19 protein-coding genes are annotated in these 22,062 nt (G+C 73.0%); 10 read left to right on the top strand and 9 right to left on the bottom strand.

Annotation, left to right across the window (positions count from 1 at the left end; all coding sequences use genetic code 11):
• Positions 1 to 9 precede the first annotated feature (9 nt).
• From BJ981_RS07235 to BJ981_RS07220, 4 genes are read right to left on the bottom strand one after another with little or no spacing between them, the layout of a single operon-like run.
• The gene (locus BJ981_RS07235; RefSeq protein ID WP_184609169.1) at positions 10 to 585 is read right to left on the bottom strand and encodes a GTP-binding protein; all 576 of its coding nucleotides are present in this window, start codon (positions 583 to 585) and stop codon (positions 10 to 12) included.
• The gene (locus tag BJ981_RS07230; protein ID WP_184609167.1) at positions 566 to 940 is read right to left on the bottom strand and encodes a DUF742 domain-containing protein; all 375 of its coding nucleotides are present in this window, start codon (positions 938 to 940) and stop codon (positions 566 to 568) included. Before BJ981_RS07230 ends, BJ981_RS07235 begins: the two co-directional genes overlap by 20 nt.
• Positions 937 to 1,344: a roadblock/LC7 domain-containing protein gene (locus BJ981_RS07225; protein ID WP_184609166.1), complete on the bottom strand. Its 408-nt coding sequence runs from the start codon at positions 1,342 to 1,344 to the stop codon at positions 937 to 939. The genes BJ981_RS07230 and BJ981_RS07225 overlap by 4 nt, the downstream gene beginning before the upstream one ends.
• A complete protein-coding gene (locus BJ981_RS07220; protein ID WP_184609164.1) occupies positions 1,341 to 3,821 on the bottom strand; it encodes a sensor histidine kinase in 2,481 nt (826 codons plus the stop codon). The genes BJ981_RS07225 and BJ981_RS07220 overlap by 4 nt, the downstream gene beginning before the upstream one ends.
• A gap of 210 nt (positions 3,822 to 4,031) precedes the next feature.
• Between BJ981_RS07220 and BJ981_RS07215 the strand changes: the two genes are divergently transcribed.
• Positions 4,032 to 4,856, top strand: a complete 825-nt coding sequence (locus BJ981_RS07215; protein WP_184609162.1) for an SDR family NAD(P)-dependent oxidoreductase — start codon at positions 4,032 to 4,034, stop codon at positions 4,854 to 4,856.
• Between the two features lie 305 nt (positions 4,857 to 5,161).
• Positions 5,162 to 6,298 carry an acyltransferase family protein gene (locus BJ981_RS07210; protein WP_239139312.1) on the top strand — a complete coding sequence of 379 codons (1,137 nt, stop codon included), beginning with the start codon at positions 5,162 to 5,164 and terminating at the stop codon, positions 6,296 to 6,298.
• Here BJ981_RS07210 and BJ981_RS07205 read toward each other — a convergent pair.
• From BJ981_RS07205 to BJ981_RS07195, 3 genes are all read right to left on the bottom strand, one after another.
• Positions 6,273 to 8,264: an FAD-dependent oxidoreductase gene (locus BJ981_RS07205; RefSeq protein WP_184609160.1), complete on the bottom strand. Its 1,992-nt coding sequence runs from the start codon at positions 8,262 to 8,264 to the stop codon at positions 6,273 to 6,275. The genes BJ981_RS07210 and BJ981_RS07205 overlap by 26 nt on opposite strands.
• 244 nt (positions 8,265 to 8,508) lie before the next feature.
• Complete coding sequence (locus BJ981_RS07200; protein WP_239139323.1) at positions 8,509 to 9,516, bottom strand: helix-turn-helix domain-containing protein; 1,008 nt, start codon at positions 9,514 to 9,516, stop codon at positions 8,509 to 8,511.
• 246 nt (positions 9,517 to 9,762) lie between these two features.
• The gene (locus BJ981_RS07195; RefSeq protein WP_184609156.1) at positions 9,763 to 10,227 is read right to left on the bottom strand and encodes a hypothetical protein; all 465 of its coding nucleotides are present in this window, start codon (positions 10,225 to 10,227) and stop codon (positions 9,763 to 9,765) included.
• Between the two features lie 414 nt (positions 10,228 to 10,641).
• On the opposite strand from BJ981_RS07195, the gene BJ981_RS07190 reads away from it, so the two are divergent.
• Both BJ981_RS07190 and BJ981_RS07185 read left to right on the top strand, forming a co-directional pair.
• Positions 10,642 to 10,821, top strand: a complete 180-nt coding sequence (locus BJ981_RS07190; protein WP_221314669.1) for an NfeD C-terminal domain-containing protein — start codon at positions 10,642 to 10,644, stop codon at positions 10,819 to 10,821.
• Between the two features lie 30 nt (positions 10,822 to 10,851).
• Entirely contained in the window at positions 10,852 to 12,366 is a 1,515-nt protein-coding gene (locus BJ981_RS07185) for an SPFH domain-containing protein (RefSeq protein ID WP_239139313.1), read from the top strand.
• A gap of 48 nt (positions 12,367 to 12,414) precedes the next feature.
• Here BJ981_RS07185 and pdxR read toward each other — a convergent pair whose 3' ends face one another.
• Positions 12,415 to 13,785 (bottom strand): MocR-like pyridoxine biosynthesis transcription factor PdxR, encoded by a 1,371-nt coding sequence (pdxR, locus tag BJ981_RS07180; protein ID WP_184609152.1) that lies wholly within the window; start codon positions 13,783 to 13,785, stop codon positions 12,415 to 12,417.
• A gap of 49 nt (positions 13,786 to 13,834) precedes the next feature.
• Here pdxR and BJ981_RS07175 point away from each other — a divergent pair, with 49 nt between their 5' ends.
• The 5 genes from BJ981_RS07175 (at position 13,835) to nrfD (ending at position 20,451) form a co-directional block, all read left to right on the top strand.
• The gene (locus BJ981_RS07175) at positions 13,835 to 14,332 is read left to right on the top strand and encodes a carboxymuconolactone decarboxylase family protein (protein ID WP_239139314.1); all 498 of its coding nucleotides are present in this window, start codon (positions 13,835 to 13,837) and stop codon (positions 14,330 to 14,332) included.
• A 43-nt stretch (positions 14,333 to 14,375) separates the two neighbouring features.
• Positions 14,376 to 15,197 carry an isocitrate lyase/PEP mutase family protein gene (locus BJ981_RS07170; RefSeq protein WP_184609150.1) on the top strand — a complete coding sequence of 274 codons (822 nt, stop codon included), beginning with the start codon at positions 14,376 to 14,378 and terminating at the stop codon, positions 15,195 to 15,197.
• A 105-nt stretch (positions 15,198 to 15,302) separates the two neighbouring features.
• A complete protein-coding gene (gene fdh, locus BJ981_RS07165) occupies positions 15,303 to 18,524 on the top strand; it encodes a formate dehydrogenase (protein ID WP_184609148.1) in 3,222 nt (1,073 codons plus the stop codon).
• Between the two features lie 105 nt (positions 18,525 to 18,629).
• Positions 18,630 to 19,409, top strand: a complete 780-nt coding sequence (locus BJ981_RS07160; protein WP_184615755.1) for a 4Fe-4S dicluster domain-containing protein — start codon at positions 18,630 to 18,632, stop codon at positions 19,407 to 19,409.
• A 100-nt stretch (positions 19,410 to 19,509) separates the two neighbouring features.
• Positions 19,510 to 20,451 carry an NrfD/PsrC family molybdoenzyme membrane anchor subunit gene (gene nrfD / locus BJ981_RS07155; RefSeq protein ID WP_184609146.1) on the top strand — a complete coding sequence of 314 codons (942 nt, stop codon included), beginning with the start codon at positions 19,510 to 19,512 and terminating at the stop codon, positions 20,449 to 20,451.
• Here nrfD and BJ981_RS07150 read toward each other — a convergent pair.
• The gene (locus BJ981_RS07150; RefSeq protein ID WP_184609145.1) at positions 20,448 to 20,798 is read right to left on the bottom strand and encodes a hypothetical protein; all 351 of its coding nucleotides are present in this window, start codon (positions 20,796 to 20,798) and stop codon (positions 20,448 to 20,450) included. The two genes, nrfD and BJ981_RS07150, sit on opposite strands and share 4 nt — an antisense overlap.
• Before the next feature lie 251 nt (positions 20,799 to 21,049).
• Here BJ981_RS07150 and BJ981_RS07145 point away from each other — a divergent pair, with 251 nt between their 5' ends.
• Entirely contained in the window at positions 21,050 to 21,916 is an 867-nt protein-coding gene (locus BJ981_RS07145) for a class I SAM-dependent methyltransferase (RefSeq protein WP_239139315.1), read from the top strand.
• The last annotated feature ends 146 nt before the right edge of the window (positions 21,917 to 22,062 follow it).

The raw sequence follows: 22,062 nt of genomic DNA, 5'->3' as shown, positions 1-22,062 counted from the left end.
GTGGGGCCGCTATCCGGCGGCGGGGGTCAGCGTGCGCAGGGCGTGCTCGACCAGGGTGACCAGCACGACCTTCGCGGAGGCGCGGCGGCGGACGTCACACATGATGACCGGGATGTCCGGGTCCAGGTCGAGGGCGATGCGGACGTCCTCGGCCTCGTGGCGTTCCGCGCCGTCGAAGCAGTTGACCGCGACGATGAACGGCGTGCCCCGCTGCTCGAAGTAGTCGATCGAGGGGAAGCAGTCGGTGAGGCGGCGCGTGTCGGCCAGCACGACGGCGCCGAGCGCGCCGTAGGACAGCTCGTCCCACATGAACCAGAAGCGCTCCTGGCCGGGCGTGCCGAACAGGTAGACGACCAGGCCCTCGCGGATGGTGATGCGCCCGAAGTCCATGGCGACCGTGGTGGTCGTCTTGCCTTCGACGCCGTCGAGGTCGTCCACGCCGACGCCCCGGTCGGACAGGACCTCTTCGGTGCGCAGCGGGCGGATCTCGCTGATCGCCCCGACCAGCGTGGTCTTGCCCACGCCGAACCCGCCCGCCACCAGGATCTTGAGGGCGACGGGCTCCTCAGAGGGCTCGTAGGCCATTGATCACTTCCTTGAGAATGCGCTCGTTGGGGCGCGGTCCCTTATGGGCGGGGGCCCGTACGCTGATCAGATCCTGATCGTGCAGGTCGCCGAGGAGGACGCGGACCACGCCGAGCGGGAGGTCGATCTCGGAGGCGATGTCCGCCACCGACATCGGCCGCTCGGCCATTTCGAGGATGCGAGTCTCCTCGGGGCCTAGAGCGGCCTCGCCAGTGTACGGAGCACCGGTCGCGGTGACCATAGCGATCAGGTCGAGATTGTCCGCGGAGGACCGCGTGCGCCCGCGGATGAGCGCGTAGGGCCGGACGATCGGCCCGGCCTCCTCGTCGAGCCACTGCTCTCCCCGCGTCGTCATGACAACGTCCGCCGGGGATTGGTGGAGATGTGCTGGCCGACGCGCTTGACGAGCATGGCCATCTCGTAGGCGATGTGGCCCACGTCGGCGTCGGAGCTGCTCAGCACGGCGAGGCAGGTGCCGGTGCCCGCGGCGGTGACGAACAGGAAGGCCGACTCCATCTCGACGATGGTCTGACGCACGTCACCGCCGCCGAAGTGGCGGCCCGCGCCCCGGGCGAGGCTCTGGAAGCCGGACGCCACCGCCGACAGGTGTTCGGCGTCCTCGCGGCTGAACCCGGAGGAGGCGCCCACGACGAGGCCGTCGGTGGAGAGGATGACCGCCTGGCGCACGGCCGCGACCCTGCTGATCAGATCGTCGAGGAGCCAGTTGAGTTCGCCGTTCGACGATACTTTGCCGGTCATTCGTCGCCCTTCTCGCCAGTCGTCTGGTGTACGTAACCATCACTATGGTCGCGCAGGTCGCGCAGTTGGTCACGCTCGTCCGGTCGGATGCTGACGGGTGCGTCATGCCCGGAACTTCTGTCAGGCCAGGGGTTGATGGCGTCGTCGCTGCTCAGCGGCTCATCCCCCGGGCGCAGGGGGCGCGTGGCGTCATCTGCGCCGTCGGCGTCGTCTTCGGCTTCGAGGCGTCCGCGGCGGCCGCCCTGCTGGAAGGCGGTGAACAGGGCGCGGGCCTGCTCGGGTGAGCGTTCTTCCGGCTCGGGGGCGGGGGGAGCCGTGTCGGCGGGGGTGGGGGCGGACAGCGGGCCGGTGGTCTGGCGGAGCTGGGGCGCGATGTTGGCCTGGCGCACCCGGCGCGGCAGGCCCCGGTGGGTGCCCGCGGAGACGGACGCGCGGGCGCCGGGCCTCTCGTCCTTCGCGACGGGAGAGGGCGCGGGGGCGGCCGGCTCGATACGGGAGTAGCCCACTGGGGACGGTTCGGAGGCGGAGGGCCTGGCGAGGGACGGGTCGGAGCCGCGAGAGGCGGGCGCGGTGAAGAACGGCGACGGCGGCGGCTCGGGGGCCGCGGCCAGCGCCGGGGCGGCGTGGCGCGGCGGCTGGTCCAGGAAGACGGGCTCGGCGACGATCTCGGCGCCGGGGATGGTCATCGGCGTGCCCTCGTCGGCGACCAGCGACTTGGGCAGGAGCACGATGGCCATCGTGCCGCCGTACGGCGAGGCGCGCAGCGTCACGCTGACGCCGTGGCGCGCCGCGAGCTGCCCGACCACGAACAGGCCGAGCCGGTCGCTGTCGGCCAGGTCGAACTCCGGCGGGTGGGCGAGCCGCTCGTTGACCGCGTCGTACTCCACGGGGCTCAGCCCGAGGCCCCGATCCTCGATCTCGACGGCGAAGCCGTTGGCCACCGCCTCGCCGCGCACCAGCACCCGCGTCTGCGGCGGCGAGAAGATGGTCGCGTTCTCGATCAGCTCGGCGATCAGGTGGATGAGGTCGGCGACCGCGGTGCCGCTGACGTGGGCGCCGGGGAGGCCCATGACGCTGACCCGGGTGTAGTTCTCGACCTCGGAGACGGCGGCGCGCACGACGTCCACGAGGGGGACGGGCTTGCGCCACGCGCGGCCGGGCGCCGCGCCGGACAGGATGATGAGGCTCTCGGCGTGGCGGCGCATGCGGGTGGTGAGGTGGTCGAGGTGGAACAGGTCGGCCAGGACCTCGGGCTCGGTGGCGCGGCGCTGCATGGCGTCCAGCAGGGTGAGCTGGCGGTGCAGCAGGCCCTGCTTGCGCCGGGCGAGGTTGAGGAAGACCTGGCTGACGCCGCGGCGCAGGTTGGCCTGCTCGACCGCGGCCTCCACGGCGGTGCGCCGCACCGAGCCGAAGGCGCGGGCGACGTCGGTGACCTCGGCGGAGTCGCCCTCCATGAGGCCGGGCGCCTCGATCTCCACGTCGACCTCCTCGCCGCGGCGCAGGCGGTCGACGACGTGCGGCAGGCGTACGTCGGCGAGCTCGCGGGCGGAGTTGCGCAGCGCGGCCAGCTCGCGGACGAGGCCGCGGCCGAAGCGCACGGAGAAGAGGACGGACGTCATCAGGGCGATCAGGCCGACGCCGCCGGCGATCGCGATGCGGATGAGGATGCCGGTCGCGACCTCGCCGGCGCGGTCGGCGAGGGTGCGGGACGCCTTGACGCCGACCTGGTCGAGCATCGCCGACAGGTTGTCGGTGATCGGCCGCCACTGGCCCAGCGAGGACGGCAGGGGGGCGCCGGAGCGCGCCCGCAGCACGACCTCCTGCTCCATGGTGACGTAGCGCTTGAACGTGGGGGAGGCGGCGACCTCCTGGTACGGCGTGCGCAGCTCGGGGTCCAGCGAGACCAGGCCCTTGGCGAACTGCGCGCGGCGGTTGGCGGCCCAGTCGGCGAACGCCACGTACTCGGTGTCGGACAGGCGCCCGGCGATCAGGGCTCCGGTGAGCAGCGCGTTCTCGCGGGCGATGTACTCGCGCGCGTTGCCCATCGCCTGCATCGCGCCGGCCTGCTCGTAGATGGCGAGGTCGGGCACCGACACCATGCGGTCGTACAGGTGGAACAGCACGTCCATGAGGCGGTTGTACGACTGGAGGATCTCCAGGCGGGTGGTGCGCCCGGTGTCGACGCCGGAGCGGATCGACGGGAGCCGCCGCAGCTCGTCCCTGAGGCTGACCAGCGCGGACCGCATCGCGTCCGAGGCGTCCTCGGAGTCGGCGACGGTCTCGGCCTGGAACTTGGCCAGCGACAGGTCGGTGGCGTGGCGCTGGGCGGCGAGCCGGTCGGCGTTCCCGGAGGCGCCGCTGAGCTTGGCGACGGAGAGGAGGCGCTCGGCCTGGATCTGGAGGCCGAGGTCGGTGGAGGTGACGCCGATGCTCTGGTAGACGGCGTTGGCCCGGGCCAGCGAGACGCCGTCCCCCATCGTCAGATTAAGGACGAATCCCCATAAAGCGCTGAGTGACAGCAGGGTTAGCAGCAACAATGAAAAGATCTTGAAGCGGATGGACCGCTTTCCAGAACCCATGGTCACTCCTGCTTGCCTCGGAGGGTTGCCGTTTTATGGGGAAATGCACCTCCGGAAGATCGGTCTGAAGGCTAGCACCGATAGAGTTCCGGCGTACGGGAGGCTGAGATGATTAGTGTGATCACCGGGGCCAGCGCGGGCATCGGGGCCGCCGCCGCCGAGGCCCTCGCGCGCGCCGGGCACGACGTCGTCCTGGTCGGCCGCTCCCGCGCCCGCCTCACCTCCGTGGCCGGCCATGTCGCCCAGGCCGCCGGACGCCGCCCTGACACCGCCGTGGCCGACTTCGCCTCGTTCGAAGAGGTCACCCGGCTCGCCGCCGACCTCCTCGACCGCTACGAGCGCATCGACGTGCTCGCCAACAACGCCGGCGTCATGGCCGCGGAGCGGCGGCTCACCCGTGACGGGCACGAGCTGATGATGCAGGTCAACCACCTGTCGCCGTTCCTGCTCACGAACCTGCTGCTGCCCCGCGTCACCGCCTCAGGGGGCAGGGTCGTGACCACGTCCTCGGGCGCGGCCAAGTCCGGCCGCCTCGACCCCGCCGACCTGGACCGGGCGCGGCGCCGCTGGAGCGCCTGGCTGCAGTACGGCGACACCAAGCAGGCCAACGCCCTGTTCACGGTCGCGCTGGCGCGGCGCGGGGTCGCGGCCACGTGCTTCCACCCGGGCATCGTCAGGACCGGGTTCGCGCCGGACAGCCTCTACATGAAGCTGCTGATGGCGATCCCCGGCGTCGCGCGTTCCCCCGAGCAGGGCGCGGGCACGCTCGTCCACCTGGCCACCACGCCGGACGGCGTCAAGCACCCCGGTCGCTACTTCGCCAACGGGCTGCCCGCCTCGGCCTCGCCCCGCATGACCGACGCCGCCCTCGCCGCCGCCCTCTGGGACACGAGCCGGGCGGTGACGGGCCTGTCCGCCGACGAGGTGCCCTAGGCCGGTCCGTATCGGCGGAGGCCCCGCGGCCGCGCCGGACGGAGGTCTTTCCGTGGCGCCGATATGTGTGGCGAGGCCCGTCCGGCGATTCACCGAAAGGCACGGGAACGTGGCGGCGGGGCGTCCGTCATGTCGTTCACCTCATCCTTCGGCGTGATTTGCCAGGTGAATTCCGGAAAGGAGGGTGAGGTGGGATAGGCGCGCTTCCGGACAGCCGTGCTTCAGGTCGCGGCCGGGTGGTGTTCGCCTGGGGGCCATCCGGTGTTCCCCCGGCTCCCAGGGGACATGGCTAGGGTCCGGGGGATGTGACCGCCGCCTCCCGTCCGGATCCGTCCTTCATTCCCGGTTTCGACACCCCCGCGCCCTACGAGGCCGCCGCCGTCCAGGAGGCTCCGCACCCGAGGGACGGCGCCACCGGTACGAAGGCGGCCGAACCGGCGCCCACGGGCCGCGTCCGGGACCCGTACCTGGACAACGCCAAGTTCCTGGCGATCATCCTGGTGGTGTCGGGACACCTCATCGAGGGGTTGCGGGACGTCCCGTTCGCGCACGCCGCGTACTTCTACGTCTACACGTTCCACATGCCGCTGTTCATCACGCTGAGCGGCTACCTGTCGCGGAACTTCACCTTCTCACCGGGCAAGGCCAGAAAGCTGATCAGCGGGCTCGCCGTGCCGTACGTGATCTTCGAGCTGGCGTACTCGCTGCCGCGCCTGGTGCTGTACGGCAAGCTCGACATCAGCCTGCTCGACCCGTACTACCTGACGTGGTTCCTCATGTCGCTGTTCATGTGGCGGCTGTCCACCCCGGTCTGGCAGCAGCTCCGGTGGCCGCTCGCCGTCGCGGTCGGCCTGTCGCTGATGTCCGGCATGAGCGACCTGCCGGACGAGCTGTCGATGAACCGCACGCTCGGCCTGCTGCCGTTCTACGTCCTCGGCCTGCTGCTGCGCCCCGAGCACTTCGAGCTCCTCAAACGGCCGTGGGCGCGCGTGGCCGGCGCGGCGGTCCTCCTCGCCGGGCTGCTCGCCGCGCTCGCGTTCCACACCGACATCGCCACCGAGTGGATCCGCTGGCGGCACGGCAACGCCAAGATCGGCGTGGGCGACCTCACGGGCAGCCTCATCCGCCTCGGCATGCTGGCCGCCGGGGCCCTGCTGGTGGCCGCCTTCGTCGCCGTGACGCCCTCCCGCCGCACCTGGTACTCCGGCCTCGGCATGGCCACGATGTACGCCTACCTGCTGCACGGCTTCGTGGTGAAGATCTTCGAACCCTTCGACCACAAGCTCGCCACCCCGCTCGGCGTGGCGCTGATGTCGCTGTTCGGCGTGGTCCTCGCCACCGTGCTGTGCACGCCGCCGGTGCGGCGGCTCTTCCGCTGGGCCGTCGAACCCGACACCTCGTGGGCGTTCACGTTGATCAGGCGGCCCCGAGGGGCCCGCTGAGCGGTGCCAGCTCGTCCACCGCCCGGTAGGCCGCGCGGACGGCCGAGTCGACGTCCGCCCCCGGGACCGAGTCGGAGTTGGCGATCGCGACGCGCCCGAACCGGCGCCGCGCCAGCTCGGCGGGGAACGGCCCGCCCGGATGGAAGGCGTCCCACGGGCGCACGTACTCGGGGGCGTACCCGTGACCCCAGCGGTTGATCGTGAGCCCTTCGATGTCGCGCGCCGGGTCGAACCCGAACGGCCCGAGAAGCCGCGTCAGTTGTTCCCTGACGCCGAACTCCAGCGGCGCGTACGGCGTGCGGAGCAGCTCGCGGCGGCCCGCGACCGCCGCCTCCCGCGGCGCGAGCCCCCGTCGCGCCGGGGTGTGCAGCAGGTGGACGGCGATCGGCTCGTCCGGGTGGCTCGGACATCGGTACGCCCCGGCGCTGACCGGGGGCGCCAGCTCGGCGGTCACCCAGTACGCCCCCGTGAACCGCACCCGGTGGACGCCCGCCTCGCGGAACGCGCGCCAGCCGCGCAGCTGCGCCGTCGCGTGCACCAAGGGCATCTTCACCGCCTGCCGCATCGCCTCCTTCTGCTCGGCGGGCAGGTCCTCCAGCAGGTAGGGGATGACCATGTTCCAGCACGCCATGACCACCGCGCCCGCCCGCACCGTCCGCACCCGCCCGCCGTCGTAGTAGCCCACGGTCGCGGACGACGCCGTCTCCGCGGGCCCGTCGTTGCGCACGAGCACCACCGGGCTGGACAGGCGGAACCGCACCCGGTTGGCGGGCCGGTCCAGCGCGCCGTAGTCGAACCACGTGGTCGTGATGTCCTCCACGGCGGCGGACCCGGCGAAGCCGGGCACCAGGCGCGCGACCATCATCCGCACCAGCGCCTGGTTTCCCTCGGGGAAGCACGGCACGTCGCCGTCCTCGGCCGCCCACCGCCTGGCCACCCGCGCGGCGTTGTACGGCGAGGGCCGCGACCGGTCCAGGCGCAGGCCCGCGAATCCGGGATAGGCGTGAGGCCCCGACTCCGCCCAGGCGTCGAGCGCGCCGAGCGCGTCGGCGCCGTACCCCCACGCGGCGCTGGGCATCGTCCGGCAGAAGGCGATGACGTCGGGGTGGGCCCGGCACACCTCGCGCAGGAAACCCGTGTAGGTGAGCCCGGCGAGCACCTCCTTCTTGCGCGCGTCGGTGAGGCCGGGGAACCAGTCGGGAGGGTCCTCCAGCAGCCGGATAAGGTCCTCGCGCGCCCGCGCGGCGACGGGCAGCTCGGCCACCCACCGCCGCGCCGGGCCGTCCGGCACCACGAGCCGGTCGGCGGAGAAGGTCTCCCGGTCGCAGAACACGCCCTCGCGCATGCCGAGCGACCGGTAGAGGTCGGGCCGCCGGCCGCGCACCTCGACGCCGAGCGAGGCGAGCAGCCCCCTGCCCTCGGGCGACCACGCCGACGGCGCGTACAGCGAGCGCGCCCCGCCGTGCCCGACCAGGGGCCCTGACCTTCCGGCGGGGCGGAACTCGTTGCGGCGCGCGTGCCCGCCGATGTCGTCGTAGTTGTCCAGGACCAGGACGCGGGCCCCGCGGTCGCGCTCGGCCCAGGCGTAGGCGGCGGTGACGCCGCTGATCCCCGCGCCGACCACGACCAGGTCGTAGGTCTCCCCGGTGGGGCGCGGCGCGCCCGCCCGCTCCCAGAACCTGCCGTCGCGCAGCGCGTGCGGCACGCCCACCGCGTCGGGGGTGTCCCCCTGGAGGTTCCTGGCACGGGACGGCCGCCGCGCCCGGCTCGCGGCGTGCCGGGCCGAGGGGACGTGTCCGGCGTGGGGGAGGGCATGCGGGACGGCGCGCCCCGGCGACGCGGCACGACCCGGCGCGGCGGCCTGGCCGGCGGCCGGAGGGACGGCGTGCCGGGGGCCGAGGGCCGCGCCGGCGGCGGCCACCGCCACGCCGTCGATGAAGTGACGCCTGCTGATCCGCCGGTCCATGCCGAGGCGCCCGGTTTCCGGCGGGTGGTCGTCCGGGCGCGCGGCCCCGTGTTCGCCGGCGCCGTCCCCTGAGACGGGATCACGGGCCCGTCTTCCGGGCGCGTCACGCGGGAAATGAGCCATCATTCCGCGATCATCACCCGCGGGGAAATCGGGCCGGGCCGTGTCGCACAGCGCGGGCCGAGTCTTTTGCCCTTATTGGCGGCCCGTTGGCCCGGGCGACGGCGGCGGGCTCACGGCGGGCTCATGGGGACGGCGCCGACGCGGCGGCACGGCGGCGGAACTCCAGCGGGCTCACGCCGAACGCGCCGCGGAAGGCCCGGGTGAAGTGGGCGGGCGCGTGGAAACCCCAGCGGGCGGCGACGGCGTGGACGGGCCGGCCGTCGTGGACGCTGGTCACCAGGTCGCGGCGGCAGTGCTCCAGGCGCAGCGCGCGGATCCACGCGGCGACGCCCTGGCCGTGGCCCTCGAACAGCCGGTGCAACGTCCGCGTGGAGATGTGGTGCGCCTGCGCGATCGCGGCAGGCGTCAGGTCCCGGTCGCCCAGGTGCCGCACGATGTACGCCTGGATCCGCTGGAGGAGCACCCGCCGGTGGGACTCGGCGGGCAGGACGTCCCCGGCCTCCAGCTCGTGGGAGATGAGGCCGCCGAGCAGGTCGAGCAGCGTGGTGGTGACGCGGGCGGTGTCGGCGGGGCTGTAGCGGTCCAGCTCCCCGGCCGCCCGCGTCGCGAAGGTGAACACCAGCGCCCCCATGCCGGCCTGCCCGCGCAGCCGCCCGCCGACGAGCCGGTCGGCGGCGGCCCTCGGCGCGGGGAGCAGCTCCCGCGGGAACTGGACGGTCAGGTACCGGCCCGCGCCCGCCTCGTGCCATCCGTCGTAGGGGCGAGAGCTGTCGATCAGCGTCATGTCGCCGGGGAAGAGGTCCACCTGGCGGCCGTTGTGCGACAGCGACGTGGACCCCTGCTGGAGGAGCAGGAACTGGTACTGCGAAGGGTCGGAGCGCCGGATCAGCCCGGCGTCCCTGCGCAGTCCCCGGCGGCCTCCCGCGCTTCCGCTGTCCATTCGCGTCAATAAGAGCGATCCCAGGGAACCGCGGTCCATTCGTCCCCAGAAATCGGTGTCGTTCTGCGTGTACAACTCCGCGGGCGCCGATTCCTTCAGGATCGCCGCGCGGAACGATTCGACGCGTTCGGTCGCCGGGACGTCGTCCGTGGTCAGTAATGTGCGCACCGTGAGCCCCCTCTCGGTCATCATGTTTCGGCGCGAGTCGCCCGCATATTACCGGGCCGCCGAAAAGAGAATCCCTTCATGGCCGGGGGGAATTTCACGATAACCGACGCCGCGCCGTGGCGGGCGGCGCGCGGAGAATCGAAATCCTTTCGTCCCGCGTCATATGAGCGGGGTTCACCGGGCGGCGCCCCGGTCAGGGGCGCCGCCCGGCGTCGCCGGCGGGTCCGTCCGTGCCCTCGCCGGGCGGGCGCTCGCCGGACGGCGTCGTCACAGGCAGACGGGCAGCGTGTCGGTCTCGCTGGCGATGTCGCCGTCCCGCACCCATCCCCACTGACCGTTGCCCGCCTGGGTCCATTCCCAGCGGTACGGGTGGCGGCCGGTGTTGTTCCTGCTCCCCTCCACCCGGCAGACGAACGCGGTCTTGGTGGCGGTCAGCGACGCGGTCGGGTAGGCGGCCCCCGGAAGGTAGACCGGCGCCCCGTAGGCGTTGACGCACCACCAGCGGGCCGTCTCGTTCCAGCAGGCGACGGGAAGCGGGGTGTCGTTCAGCGGCGCGGCGTTCTCGCTCCCCCGGACACCGGCCCGGTCACCTTTCGGTGTGAACGTGGGCGCCGCTCCGGGACCGGCATTCCCGGCCCGCGCGGCGAACGCGGACGGCGCCAAAGCGGTCAGCATCGTCACGCCCAGCGCCGCCGCCGCGACGGCGGTCGCCGCCTTAACGGATGCACGCATTTCTCTCTCCCGTCATTGATGGGCCTCCACCGTTTCGCCGCGCCTTTCGCGGCCGGCGTCCCGTGATAAATGCTGGGACGGGAGAGACGGAGAGTCATTCACATCCGGCGCCGACGGATTGACTTCGCGCGCCGACGGAGGCAGGCCCGTCCCGGCACGGGAGGACCGGAGCGTCACGCGGGCTCGAGCTTCCCCCGGGGACGGTCCGATGGAGTGGGGTGGGAGGCGGGGAACGCGGTGCCCGGTTCGGTCGTTGGCCGGGATGATGGCGAATCGTGTGGACATCAGAGACCTGACGACGGACGATAACAAGTCATCGTCGGCTGCTGATGTGACGGGGCAAACGGGGTAACGTTCGCGTTCGCGGCCTATGTAAGGCGACGGGGTGTAAGGGTGGTCGGGAAACAAGGCAGGGTGACCGGCAGGATCGGGCCGGGGCTCGTGGGTGAGGTTTTCGTGCCGATACGCGGGGGCGTTGAGGCGTTCTATGCTCATCCTTCTGTTCCCGACGAGGAGATCCCGGTAGGGACGATCATCGTCGTCGTCGAATATTCGCCGCCACGCACGGTCTACGTGGCTCGCGCGATCGTCTGACTTCTCTCCCCCCTCATCTCGGAGGTCTCATTGACCACCACGGAGCTGGTCTTCTGGGCCGGCGGAATCCTGGTCCTGTTCTTTGTCGTCGTCCTGCTGTTCAAGGCCGTCTGGAGGGTCGCCGAGCCCAACGAGGCGCTGATCATCTCGGGTCTCGGCGCGCGCTCCAGGAACGAGCTGGCCGAGAGTCTCGGCTTCAAGATCGTCACGGGTAAGGGCACCGCCGTCCTGCCGGGATTCCAGACCGCGCGGCGGCTCCGGCTGGACAGCCGCGCCACCAACCTGCAGGTCAACTGCGTCACCCAGCAGGGCATCCCGGTCCAGGTGCGCGGCGTCATCATCTACAAGGTCGGCGACGACTTCAGCTCGATCGCCAACGCCGCGCGCCGGTTCCTCGACCAGCAGGACAGCATGAGCGGCGCGATCCACGAGCTGTTCACCGGCCACCTGCGCTCGATCATCGGCAACCTCACCGTCGAGGACCTCATCCTCAACCGCGAGCGCCTCACCGGTGAGACCCGCAGCAGCGCCGCCGACGAGATGAGCAAGCTCGGCCTGGTCGTCGACTCCCTCCAGATCCAGGAGATCGACGACGAGACCGGCTACATCCTCAACATCGGCAAGCCGCACGCCGCCAGGGTCGCCGCCGCCGCGCGCATCGCCGAGGCCCAGCGCGACCAGGAGGCGACCGAGGCCGAGCAGGTCGCCGCCGCCAAGAAGGCCGCGGCCGTCCGCGAGTCGCAGATCCAGCAGGCCGGCTACCAGGCCGAGGTGGACCAGGCCGCCGCCAAGGCCCGCCAGGCCGGGCCGCTGTCGGAGGCCACCGCGCGCCAGGAGGTCGTCGTCCAGGAGACCCGGGCCGCCGAGCTGGAGGCCCAGCTCTCCGAGCAGCGGTTGCAGTCGCAGGTCCGCAAGCCCGCCGACGCCAAGGCGTACGAGACGGTGACGTTGTCGCAGGCCGAGCGCGACGCGCGCATCGCCCAGGCCGAGGCCGAGGCAAGGGAGACCGAGCTGCGCGCCGCCGCGCAGGCGTCCCAGGTCAAGCAGGCCGCCGCCGCGGACGCCGAGTCGGTCCGGCTGCGCGCCGAGGCGGCGGGCGCGGCCTCCCGCGCCACCGGTGAGGGCGAGGCCGCGGCGGCGCAGGCCCGCGGTCTGGCGGAGGCCGAGGCCGCCAAGGCGAGGGGTCTGGCCGAGGCCGAGGCGGCGAAGGCCAAGGGTCTGGCCGAGGCCGAGGCCATCCGGGCCCGCTCGCAGGCCCTCGCCGAGAACCAGGAGGCCGTCATCGCCCAGCAGCTCGCCGAGAACTGGCCCGCGATCGTCGAGGCCGGCTCGAAGGCGTTCGGCAACGTCGACCACATGGTGGTGCTCAACGGCGCGCAGGGTATCGAGGAGATGCTGGCCAAGGCGCTGACGCTCGGCGGCACGGGCCTCGGCCTGGCCCGCTCCCTGCTGTCGGGGTCCACCCCGCCGAACGTGAACGGCACCGCGAACGGCACCGTGAACGGCGCCGAGCCCTCGGCGCCGCAGAAGCTCGACGTGGGCTGACCCGCGGAAACCCGCTCCGGGGCCCAGGTCGCGGGGTCCCGGAGCGTCTCACGGCCGCAGGGCGGCGGCGAGCGCGTCCAGGGCGGTCGGGTAGGCGTGCTCGGGCGGGGTGCCGTACCCGGCGATGACGCCGTGCGGGCGTCCCTCGTACGGACCGGCGTCGTGCCAGTGCGGGCCGAGCGCCTCGACGGCCACGCCGTGCGCCGCGCACCGGGCCAGCGCCTCGGCCTCGTCCTCGTGCGCCGGCGTGATCAGCGCGTGCAGCCCGGCGGCCACCCCGTGGACGGCGGCGGGCCCCAGGCGGGCCACGAGCAGGTCGCGGCGGCGCCGGTAGCGCAGCCGGCAGGCGCGCACGTGCCGGTCGTAGACGTGCCCGGTCACCAGGTCGGCGAGGACGAGCTGGCCGAGCGTCTCGGTGTGGTGGTCGGCGTGGAGCTTGGCGTCCACGACCGGCCCGACCAGGTGCGGCGGCAGCACGAGCCAGGCCAGGCGCAGCCCGGGGGCCAGCGTCTTGGACGCGGTGCCGAGGTAGGCGACGTGGCCGGGCGCCATGCCCTGCAGGGCGCCGACCGGCTGCCGGTCGTAGCGGAACTCGCCGTCGTAGTCGTCCTCGATCACCAGCCCGCCGCCGCGCGCCCACTCCACGAGGGCGTGCCGCCGCGCCGGGTGCAGCGTGACGCCCGTGGGGTACTGGTGCGCGGGCGTGACCACGACCGCGCCCGCCTCCGCGCCGATCAGGTCGGCGCGGGCCCCGTGGGCGTCCACCGGCAGGGGCAGCACCCGGGCCCCGGCCCTGCGCACGACCTCGCGGTGGAACGGCAGCCCGGGGTCCTCCATCGCGACCGCCGTGCCGAGCACCCGCGCCAGCAGCGCGAGGGCCTGGACGGCGCCCGCGGTGACGACGATCCGCTCGGGCGTGGCCTGCACGCCCCGGGTGCGGCCCAGGTAGCCGGCCAGCGCCGCGCGCAGCTCGGGCGCGCCGCGCGGGTCGCCGTAGCCGTACGCCGAGGGGGAGACGCGGTTCAGCACCCGCCGGGTGGCCCGCGTCCACGCCGCCGCGGGGAACGCCGTCACGTCCGGCCGCCCCGGCCGCAGGTCGTGCGCGGGCGCGGCCGCGGCGTCGGCCCCGCCGGGCGCGTCGGGGGCGCCCGCGCCGACGCCGGCGACCGAGGTGCCGGAGCCCCGGCGCGCGGTGAGGTACCCCTCGGCGATGAGCTGGTCGTAGGCGGCGCCGACCGTGTTGCGCGACAGCCCGGCCTCGGCGGCCAGGGCCCGGGTGGACGGCAGGCGGCTGCCCGGGGCGAGCCGCCCCTCGCGGATCGCGGCGCGCAGCGCGTATTCGAGCCCGGTGCGGCGGCCGGCCGCCGGGTCGATCTCGACGTACAGGTCGAGTCCCAAAGTGGCCCGAAATCTCGACACGAAACTGGACCTTACCGCCGGGCCAGTCCGTTTCCTAACGTTGACCGACATGACAACGACGACGACCAGCGGCCAGGCCGCGACCCCTATGCCCGCCCCGCGCATCTCCCTGAGCGACCTGACGCCGGACATCTACCGGGCGATGATCGCCCTGGACGGCGCCGTCGCCCGCTCGGGCCTGGAGCGCCCGCTGCTCGAACTGGTGCGGATCCGCGCCTCCCAGATCAACGGCTGCGCCTACTGCGTCGACATGCACACCCTGGACGCCCGCGCCGGCGGCGAGCGCGAGCAGCGCCTCCACGCGCTGGCGGTGTGGCATGAGACGCCGTTCTTCACCCCGCGCGAGCGCGCCGCCCTGGAACTGACCGAGGCGGCGACCCGGCTGCCCGGCGGCGGGGTGGACGACGAGGTGTTCGCCCGCGCGGCCGAGCACTTCACCGAGGAGGAATTGGGCAAACTGATCTGGGCGATCACGGTGATCAACGCGTGGAACCGCATCGGCGTGACCTCGCGCCTGGTCCCCGGCGAGTACACGCCGGACGCCTGATGGCCGCCACGGGGGCGGCGCGCATGGACGAGGGGAGGGCGTGATGGCCGAGGAGCAGGACGGCGGCCGGGCGCGGGCCGTGGACGGGAGCGACGGCGCGATCGCCGCCAAGCGGGCGAGGCTCAGGGAACTGCACGTCCCCGGGCGCCCGCTGGTACTGCCGAACATCTGGGACGCCGCCTCCGCGCGCACGGTCGCGGCGGCGGGGTTCCCCGCCGTGGCCACCAGCAGCGCGGCGGTGGCGGCCGTCCTCGGGTACGAGGACGGCGAGGCGACGCCCGCCGCCGAGGCGCTGGCCCAGGTGGCCCGGGTCGCCGCGGCGGTACCGGTGCCGGTGACCGCCGACATGGAGCGCGGGTACGGGTTGGCGCCTGCGGAGTTCGCCGAGCGGATCGCCGCCGCGGGCGTTTCCGGGGTGAACCTGGAGGACTCCGACCCGCGTACCGGCGCGATGGTGGAGGTGGACGAGCAGACCCGCTTCCTCGCCGCCGTCCGGGCCGCCGCGGGCGCCGGCCTGGTGATCAACGCCAGGGTCGACAGCTTCGTCCACGGCACGGGGACGCCGGAGGAACGGCTGGCCGACGCGGTGGCGCGCGGGCGCGCGTACCTGGAGGCGGGCGCCGACTGCGTGTACCCGATCCTGGTCTCGGACACCGAGACGATCCGGGAGCTCGTGACCGGCGTCGGCGGCCCGGTCAACATCCTGTACCGGCCGGGCGTGCCCTCGATCGCCGAGCTGGCGTCGCTGGGGGTGGCCCGGGTGAGCTTCGGCGGCGGCCTGCACGCCGCCGCGCAGGAGCACCTGGCCGCGCTGGTGTCCGCCATCGCCGACGGCGCCGACCCCTACGGGGCGCCGCGCGGATAGGCCGGCGGCCGTCCGGAAAGGATCCGCGATTGGAGTCCCTCCCGGACGGGGAGGTACGGGCAGGAAGAAGTACGCCCCCCACGGAGTACCCGGACGGGGGGCGACATGGGTGTCTTCGGGTTCGTCGGCAGATGGCCGGTGCTGCGGCAGCTCACCGGCCCCGACCGGTGCGGCCTCGGGGCGTCCGTGCGCTCCCGCGAGACCGACGAGCTGCGCTCCCGCATCGCCACCGCCGACCGCGTGGTGAACTCCGTCTGCCCGTACTGCGCCGTCGGGTGCGCCCAGAAGGTCTACGTCAAGGACGAGAAGGTCGTCCAGATCGAGGGCGACGTCGACTCGCCGATCAGCAGGGGCCGCCTGTGCCCGAAGGGCTCGGCGTCGCTCCAGCTCACCACCGGCCCCGGCCGCGAGCACTCCGTCCTGTACCGCCGCCCGTACGGCGCCGAGTGGGAACGGCTCGACCTGGACACGGCCATGGAGATGGTCGCCGACCGGGTCGTGCGGACCCGCCGCGAGACCTGGCAGGAGTACGACGACGGCCGGCGCGTGGCGAGGACGATGGGCATCGCGAGCCTCGGCGGCGCGACGCTCGACAACGAGGAGAACTACCTCATCAAGAAGCTGCTGACCGGGCTCGGCGTCGTCCAGGTGGAGAACCAGGCCCGGGTCTGCCACAGCTCGACGGTCACCGGGCTCGGCACCTCCTTCGGCCGGGGCGGCTCGACCACCTACATGCAGGACCTGCAGCACTCCGACTGCATCATCATCGAGGGCTCCAACTTCGCCGAGTCGCATCCGGTCGGCTTCCAGTGGGTGATGGAGGCCAAGCTGCGCGGCGCCACGGTGATCCACGTCGACCCGCACTTCAGCCGCACCAGCGCCCTGGCCGACAAGCACGTCCCGATCCGGCCGGGCAGCGACATCGTCTTCCTCGGCGCGATCATCAACCACGTGCTCACGGAGGGCAAGGACTTCCGCGAGTACGTGCTGAACTACACCAACGCCGCCACGATCGTCTCCGACGAGTTCCAGGACACCGAGGACCTCGACGGCGTCTTCTCCGGCTACGACCCCGAGAAGCGGGCCTACGACGTCAGCAGCTGGCACTACAAGGGATCGCCGATGCAGGCCGCCGTCGGCCGCCGCATCCACCACACCGAGTACCACGTCCCGGGCAGGAGCGAGGCGCACGGCTCCGGCGGCGCGCCCGTCATGGCGCATCCCGAGTGGGACGAGACGCTGAGCGACCCCAGATGCGTCTACCAGATCCTCAAGCGGCACTTCTCCCGCTACACGCCCGAGATGGTGGAAGAGGCGTGCGGCATCCCCCCGGACACCTTCGCCTGGATCTGCGACACGCTGACCTCGAACTCGGGCCCCGACCGCACGAGCGCGTTCGCCTACGCGGTCGGCTGGACGCAGCACACCGTGGCCACCCAGTACATCCGCTGCGCGAGCATCCTGCAGCTGCTGCTCGGCAACATCGGACGGCCGGGCGGCGGCATCATGGCCATGCGCGGCCACGCCAGCATCCAGGGCTCCAGCGACATCCCGACCCTCTACAACCTGCTGCCCGGCTACATCCCCATGCCGTACGCGCACACCGACGAGTCGCTGGACTCGTTCATCGACATCGTCTCGACCGAGAAGGGGTACTGGAGCGAGGCGCGTGCCTACATCGTCAGCCTGCTGAAGGCGTACTACGGCGACGCGGCCACCGCGGACAACGACTACTGCTTCGGGCACCTGCCCCGGCTGACCGGCTCGCACAGCACCTACGACACGGTGATGGCCCAGCTCGACGGCGTCTGCCGCGGCTACTTCCTGTTCGGCCAGAACCCCGCGGTCGGGTCGGCCAACGCGCGGCTGCAGCGGCTCGGCATGGCCAAGCTCGACTGGCTCGTGGTCCGCGACCTCTCCCTGATCGAGTCGGCCACCTGGTGGAAGGACGGACGGGAGATCCAGACCGGCGAGCTGCGCACCGCCGAGATCCCCACCGAGGTGTTCTTCTTCCCCGCCGCCTCCCACACCGAGAAGAGCGGCACGTTCACCAACACCAACCGCCTGCTGCAGTGGCACGACGCGGCGGTCGAGCCGAGCGGCGACTGCCGCAGCGACCTGTGGTTCATGTACCACCTCGGCCGGATGGTCAAGGAGCGGCTGGCCGGCTCCACCGACCCTGCGGACCGGGCGCTGCTCGACCTGAAGTGGGACTACCCGGTCGAGGGGCCCCTGCGGGAGCCGAGCGCGGAGGCCGTGCTGCGGGAGGTCAACGGGCACGGCCCCGACGGCCGCGCGCTGTCGTCCTACACCGAGCTGCGCGACGACGGCTCCACGGTCTGCGGCTGCTGGATCTACTGCGGGGTGTTCGCCGACGGGGTCAACCAGGCGGCCCGCCGCAAGCCGCACACCGAGCAGAGCTGGGTGTCGCCCGAGTGGGGCTGGGCGTGGCCGCTGAACCGGCGCGAGCTCTACAACCGCGCGTCGGCCGCGCCGGACGGCACCCCGTGGAGCCCGCGCAAGGCCCTGGTCTGGTGGGACGAGAGCCTCGGCAGGTGGACCGGGCACGACGTCCCGGACTTCCCCGAGGAGGTGCCGCCGGGCTACCGGCCGCCCGAGGACGCCCGCGGCGTGGCCGCGATCTCCGGGATCGACCCGTTCATCATGCAAGGGGACGGCAAGGGCTGGCTGCACGCGCCCGCCGGGCTCATGGACGGCCCGCTGCCGACGCACTACGAGCCGCAGGACACGCCCGTCCGCAACCCGCTGTACCCGAACCGGCCGCACAACCCGGTCCGGCTGACCTACGAGCGGCCGGGCAACCGCTACCACCCCGTCGGCAGCTCCGTCTACCCGTACGTCGTCACCACCTACCGGCTCACCGAGCACTTCACCGCCGGAGGCATGAGCCGCTGGCTGCCGTACCTGTCGGAGCTGCAGCCGGAGATGTTCTGCGAGGTCTCGCCCGAGCTGGCCGAGGAGCGCCTGCTGGAGCACGGCGCGTGGGCGACGATCATCACCGCGCGGGGCGCCATCGAGGCGAGGGTGCTGGTGACCGACCGGATGCCGCCGCTGCGGCTCAACGGCCGCGTCGTCCACCAGATCGGCCTGCCGTACCACTGGGGCCCGGGCGGGTGCGCCACCGGCGACCCGGCCAACGAGCTGACGGCCATCGTGCTCGACCCGAACGCCGACATCCAGGAGACCAAGGCGTGCACCGCCGACATCCAGCCGGGCCGCCGGCCGCGCGGGCCCGGCCTGAACCGGCTGGTGGAGACGTTCCGCCGCCGGGCGGGCATCGCCGAGCCGACCCGTCAGGAGGTCTGACATGCCGCCACGACCCGAGGGAGGCCCGGCGTGAGCGTGCGATCCGCGGCCCCGAGGCTGCCCGAGGTCCAGGAGGAGACCGGATACTCCGAGCATCCGCCGCGGATGGGCTTCTTCACCGACACCTCCATCTGCATCGGCTGCAAGGCGTGCGAGGTGGCCTGCAAGGAGTGGAACCGGCTCCCGCCCGATCCGCCCTTCCAGCTCACCGGCCTGTCCTTCGACAACACCGAGCAGCTCTCGGCGTCCACGTGGCGGCACGTGGCGTTCATCGAGCAGCGCAAGCCGGTGCGCAGGCCGTCGGCGGGGGAGCAGACCAGCGACCACCGCTGGCTCATGGCCTCCGACGTGTGCAAGCACTGCACCGACGCCGCCTGCCTGGACGTCTGCCCCACCGGCTCGCTGTTCCGCACCGAGTTCGGCACGGTCGTCGTGCAGGCCGACATCTGCAACGGGTGCGGCTACTGCGTGTCCGCCTGCCCGTACGGGGTGATCGACAAGCGGGAGAGCGACGGGCTGGCCTGGAAGTGCACGCTCTGCTACGACCGCATCGGCGAGGGGATGGTCCCGGCGTGCGCCAAGGCGTGCCCGACCGAGTCCATCCAGTACGGGGAGCTGAGCGACCTGCTCGACCGGGCCACCGCGCGCGTCCAGACCCTCCACCGGGAGGGAGTCACCGACGCGCGCCTCTACGGCCACGACCCGGACGACGGCGTGCGCGGGAACGGCGCGTTCTTCCTGCTGCTGGACGAGCCCGAGGTGTACGGCCTGCCCCCCGCGCCGAAGGACACCACCCGCGACCTGCCCGCGATGTGGCGCCACATGGCCCTGGCGGCCCTGACCGTCGCGGCCGGCATCATCACCGCCTTCGCCGCGGGACGGTGACGGGCGTGCGCGCGGCGGCGCGTCCTCGCGGCGCGTCCAGGCGGCACAGCCCCCGGCGCGATCTCGGCGCGGTTTCGGCCCCAGTGAGGAACGGAGCGAGATGACCACGCGGGACCGGGTCGACGGCCGGGCGACGGCCTCGGCGGACCACTACGACTCCTACTACGGGCGGCGCATCCTGAAGCCGCCGACCTGGGAGGCCGCCACCATCGGCGGGTACCTGTACCTCGGCGGGCTGGCCGGGGCCTCGTCGGTGTTCGCGGCGGGCGGGCAGCTCACCGGCCGCCCGCGGCTCGCCCGCGCCGGCAAGGCGGCGGCGTTCGCGGGCATCGGCCTCTCGCTGGCCGCGCTGGTGGAGGACCTCGGACGCCCGAGCCGCTTCCTGCACATGCTCAGGACCTTCAAGCCCACCTCGCCGATGAGCGTCGGCTCCTGGCTGCTCGCCGCCTACGCGCCTCTGGCGGGCGTCAGCCTGCTCACCGACGTCACCGGCAGGTTCCCGCTGGCCGGCCGCGCGGCCTGCTACGGCGCCGCGGTGCTCGGCCCGGCGGTGACGACGTACACGGCCGTGCTGATCAGCGACACGGCCGCGCCCGCGTGGCACGAGGGGTACCGCGAGATGCCGTTCCTGTTCGCCGGATCGGCCACTTCCACCGCCGCGGGCAGCGCCCTCATCGCGACACCGGCCGCCGAGAACGGCCCCGCGCGCCGCGCGGCGGTCCTCGGCACCGCCCTGGAGCTCGTCGCGGGCCGCCTGATGCGCCGCCGCATGGGCATGGTCGGCGAGGCGTACGAGCGCGGGCGGGCCGGCGTCCTCATGCGGACCGGGGAGGCGCTCGCGCTCGCCGGGGCCACGGGCGCCGCGCTGTCCGGGCGGCACGGCGGCCGGGCGGTGGCCGTCCTGTCCGGCGCGGCGCTCATGGCCGCGTCGGCGTGCATCCGGCTCGGCGTCTTCTCCGCGGGCGTCGCCTCGACCGAGGACCCGCGCTACACCGTGGTTCCCCAGCGTGAGCGGCTGGCCGGGCGGCTGAGCAAGACCTAGTCCCCTGCCGCTCCGTCCCGCGCCGCGGTGTCGCGCAGGATCAGGGCGGCGGCCACGGCCAGGGTGAGGAAGACGACGGCCCCGGTGAGGGCGACCGCGTTCAGGCCGCCGGTGAAGGCGGTGCGCGCGCTGTCGAGCAGCTCGGCGCCGAGCCGGCCCGCCAGGTGCTCGGCGGTGGCCACCGCGGCGGTGAGGCCCTCGCGGGCCGCGCTCGCCGCGTCCCCGGGCAGCCCCGCGGGCAGGTCGCCGTCGAGGCCGGTGCGGTGGACGAAGGTGGCCAGGCTGCCCATGGCGGCCATGCCCATCGCCACCCCGAACTCGCCGCTCGTCTCGGAGATGGACGCCACCGGTGGCGCGGTCCGCTGGGATCGCGCGGGCGGGGACGGCGTGCCGCGTCGCCGGAGGGGCGGGGGCGGCGGGGGCGTTGACAGGGCGGCCAGAAGATGAATGGATCGGATATCGGCATTCATGTGGTATTGCCGGGCCTCTTTTGGATCTCGGCGACCCGGCGATTGTTGCCGGATCGTGATTGCCTGGGCATTCGAAAAGATTTTATTTCGTGATATGATGTCAGAAACGCCCGGTAGTGTCTCTCAACGTGAAAAACGATGAAGAAGTCAGCCGTACCGCGCTCATGTCCGCCGCCGCCCGGGCGGCGCATCTGGTCGTCGACGGCCGGCCCCCGATCTTCGCGGACACCCTGGCGTACCCCCTGCTCGGCGAGCAGGCCGACGACCTGATCGGCTACCACCGCGCGCACGGCGAGCACCTCGTCCTCAGGGGCGCGCGGACGGCCGCCCTCACCCGGAGCCGGTACACCGAGGACCGCCTGGCCGAGGCCGTGGGCCGCGGGATCGGCCAGTACGTCATCCTCGGCGCGGGCCTGGACTCCTACGCCTACCGCGCCGGGAAGGACGGACCGGTGCGCGTGTTCGAGGTGGACCACCCGGCGACCCAGCGGTGGAAGCGCCGCGCGCTCGACGGGGCGGGCGTCCCCGACCCCGGCACGGTCGCCTTCGTCCCCGTCGACTTCGAGCGCGACGACCTGGCGGAACGCCTCACGGGCGAGGGCTTCGACCCCGCGGCGCCCGCCCTGGTGAGCTGGCTCGGCGTCACGATGTACCTGACCCGCGAGGCCATCGGGCACACCCTGGCCGTCCTCGGCGGCCTGGCCCCCGGCACCGAGCTCGTGGTCGAGTGGATGCTCCCCGAGTCCCTTCGGGACGAGGAGGGCCGGGCGTACGCGGAGGCGGTCGCGCAGGTGTCGGCGCAGGGGGGCGAGCCGTGGCTGACCTTCCTCGGTCCGGACGAGGCCACGGCCGTCCTGGGGGAGCACGGCCTGGAGGTCGTCGGGCACGCCTTCCAGCGCGACGCGATCGACCCCGCGCTCTGGGAGAGGACGGACGCGCTGCTTCCCCAGAACCTGTCGCTGCTCACCCACGCGCGGGTCCCGGTCCGGGGATAGCCCGCCATATTCTCACTCGCCGGTGCTTTTACGGATTCATATGCCGTGCCGGGGCCTCGCGTCATGGAACGGCCATTTCCGAGGGCCGTACCGGCCAAGAACGGAAAGACCTGGAGTCATAACCCGGAGTCGCCGTTGAATACTCG

This window comes from Sphaerisporangium krabiense, assembly GCF_014200435.1.
Classification (GTDB): Bacteria; Actinomycetota; Actinomycetes; order Streptosporangiales; family Streptosporangiaceae; genus Sphaerisporangium; species Sphaerisporangium krabiense.
Note: the sequence above shows the minus strand (reverse complement) of the source record. Positions and strands in the feature narration are given on the sequence as shown.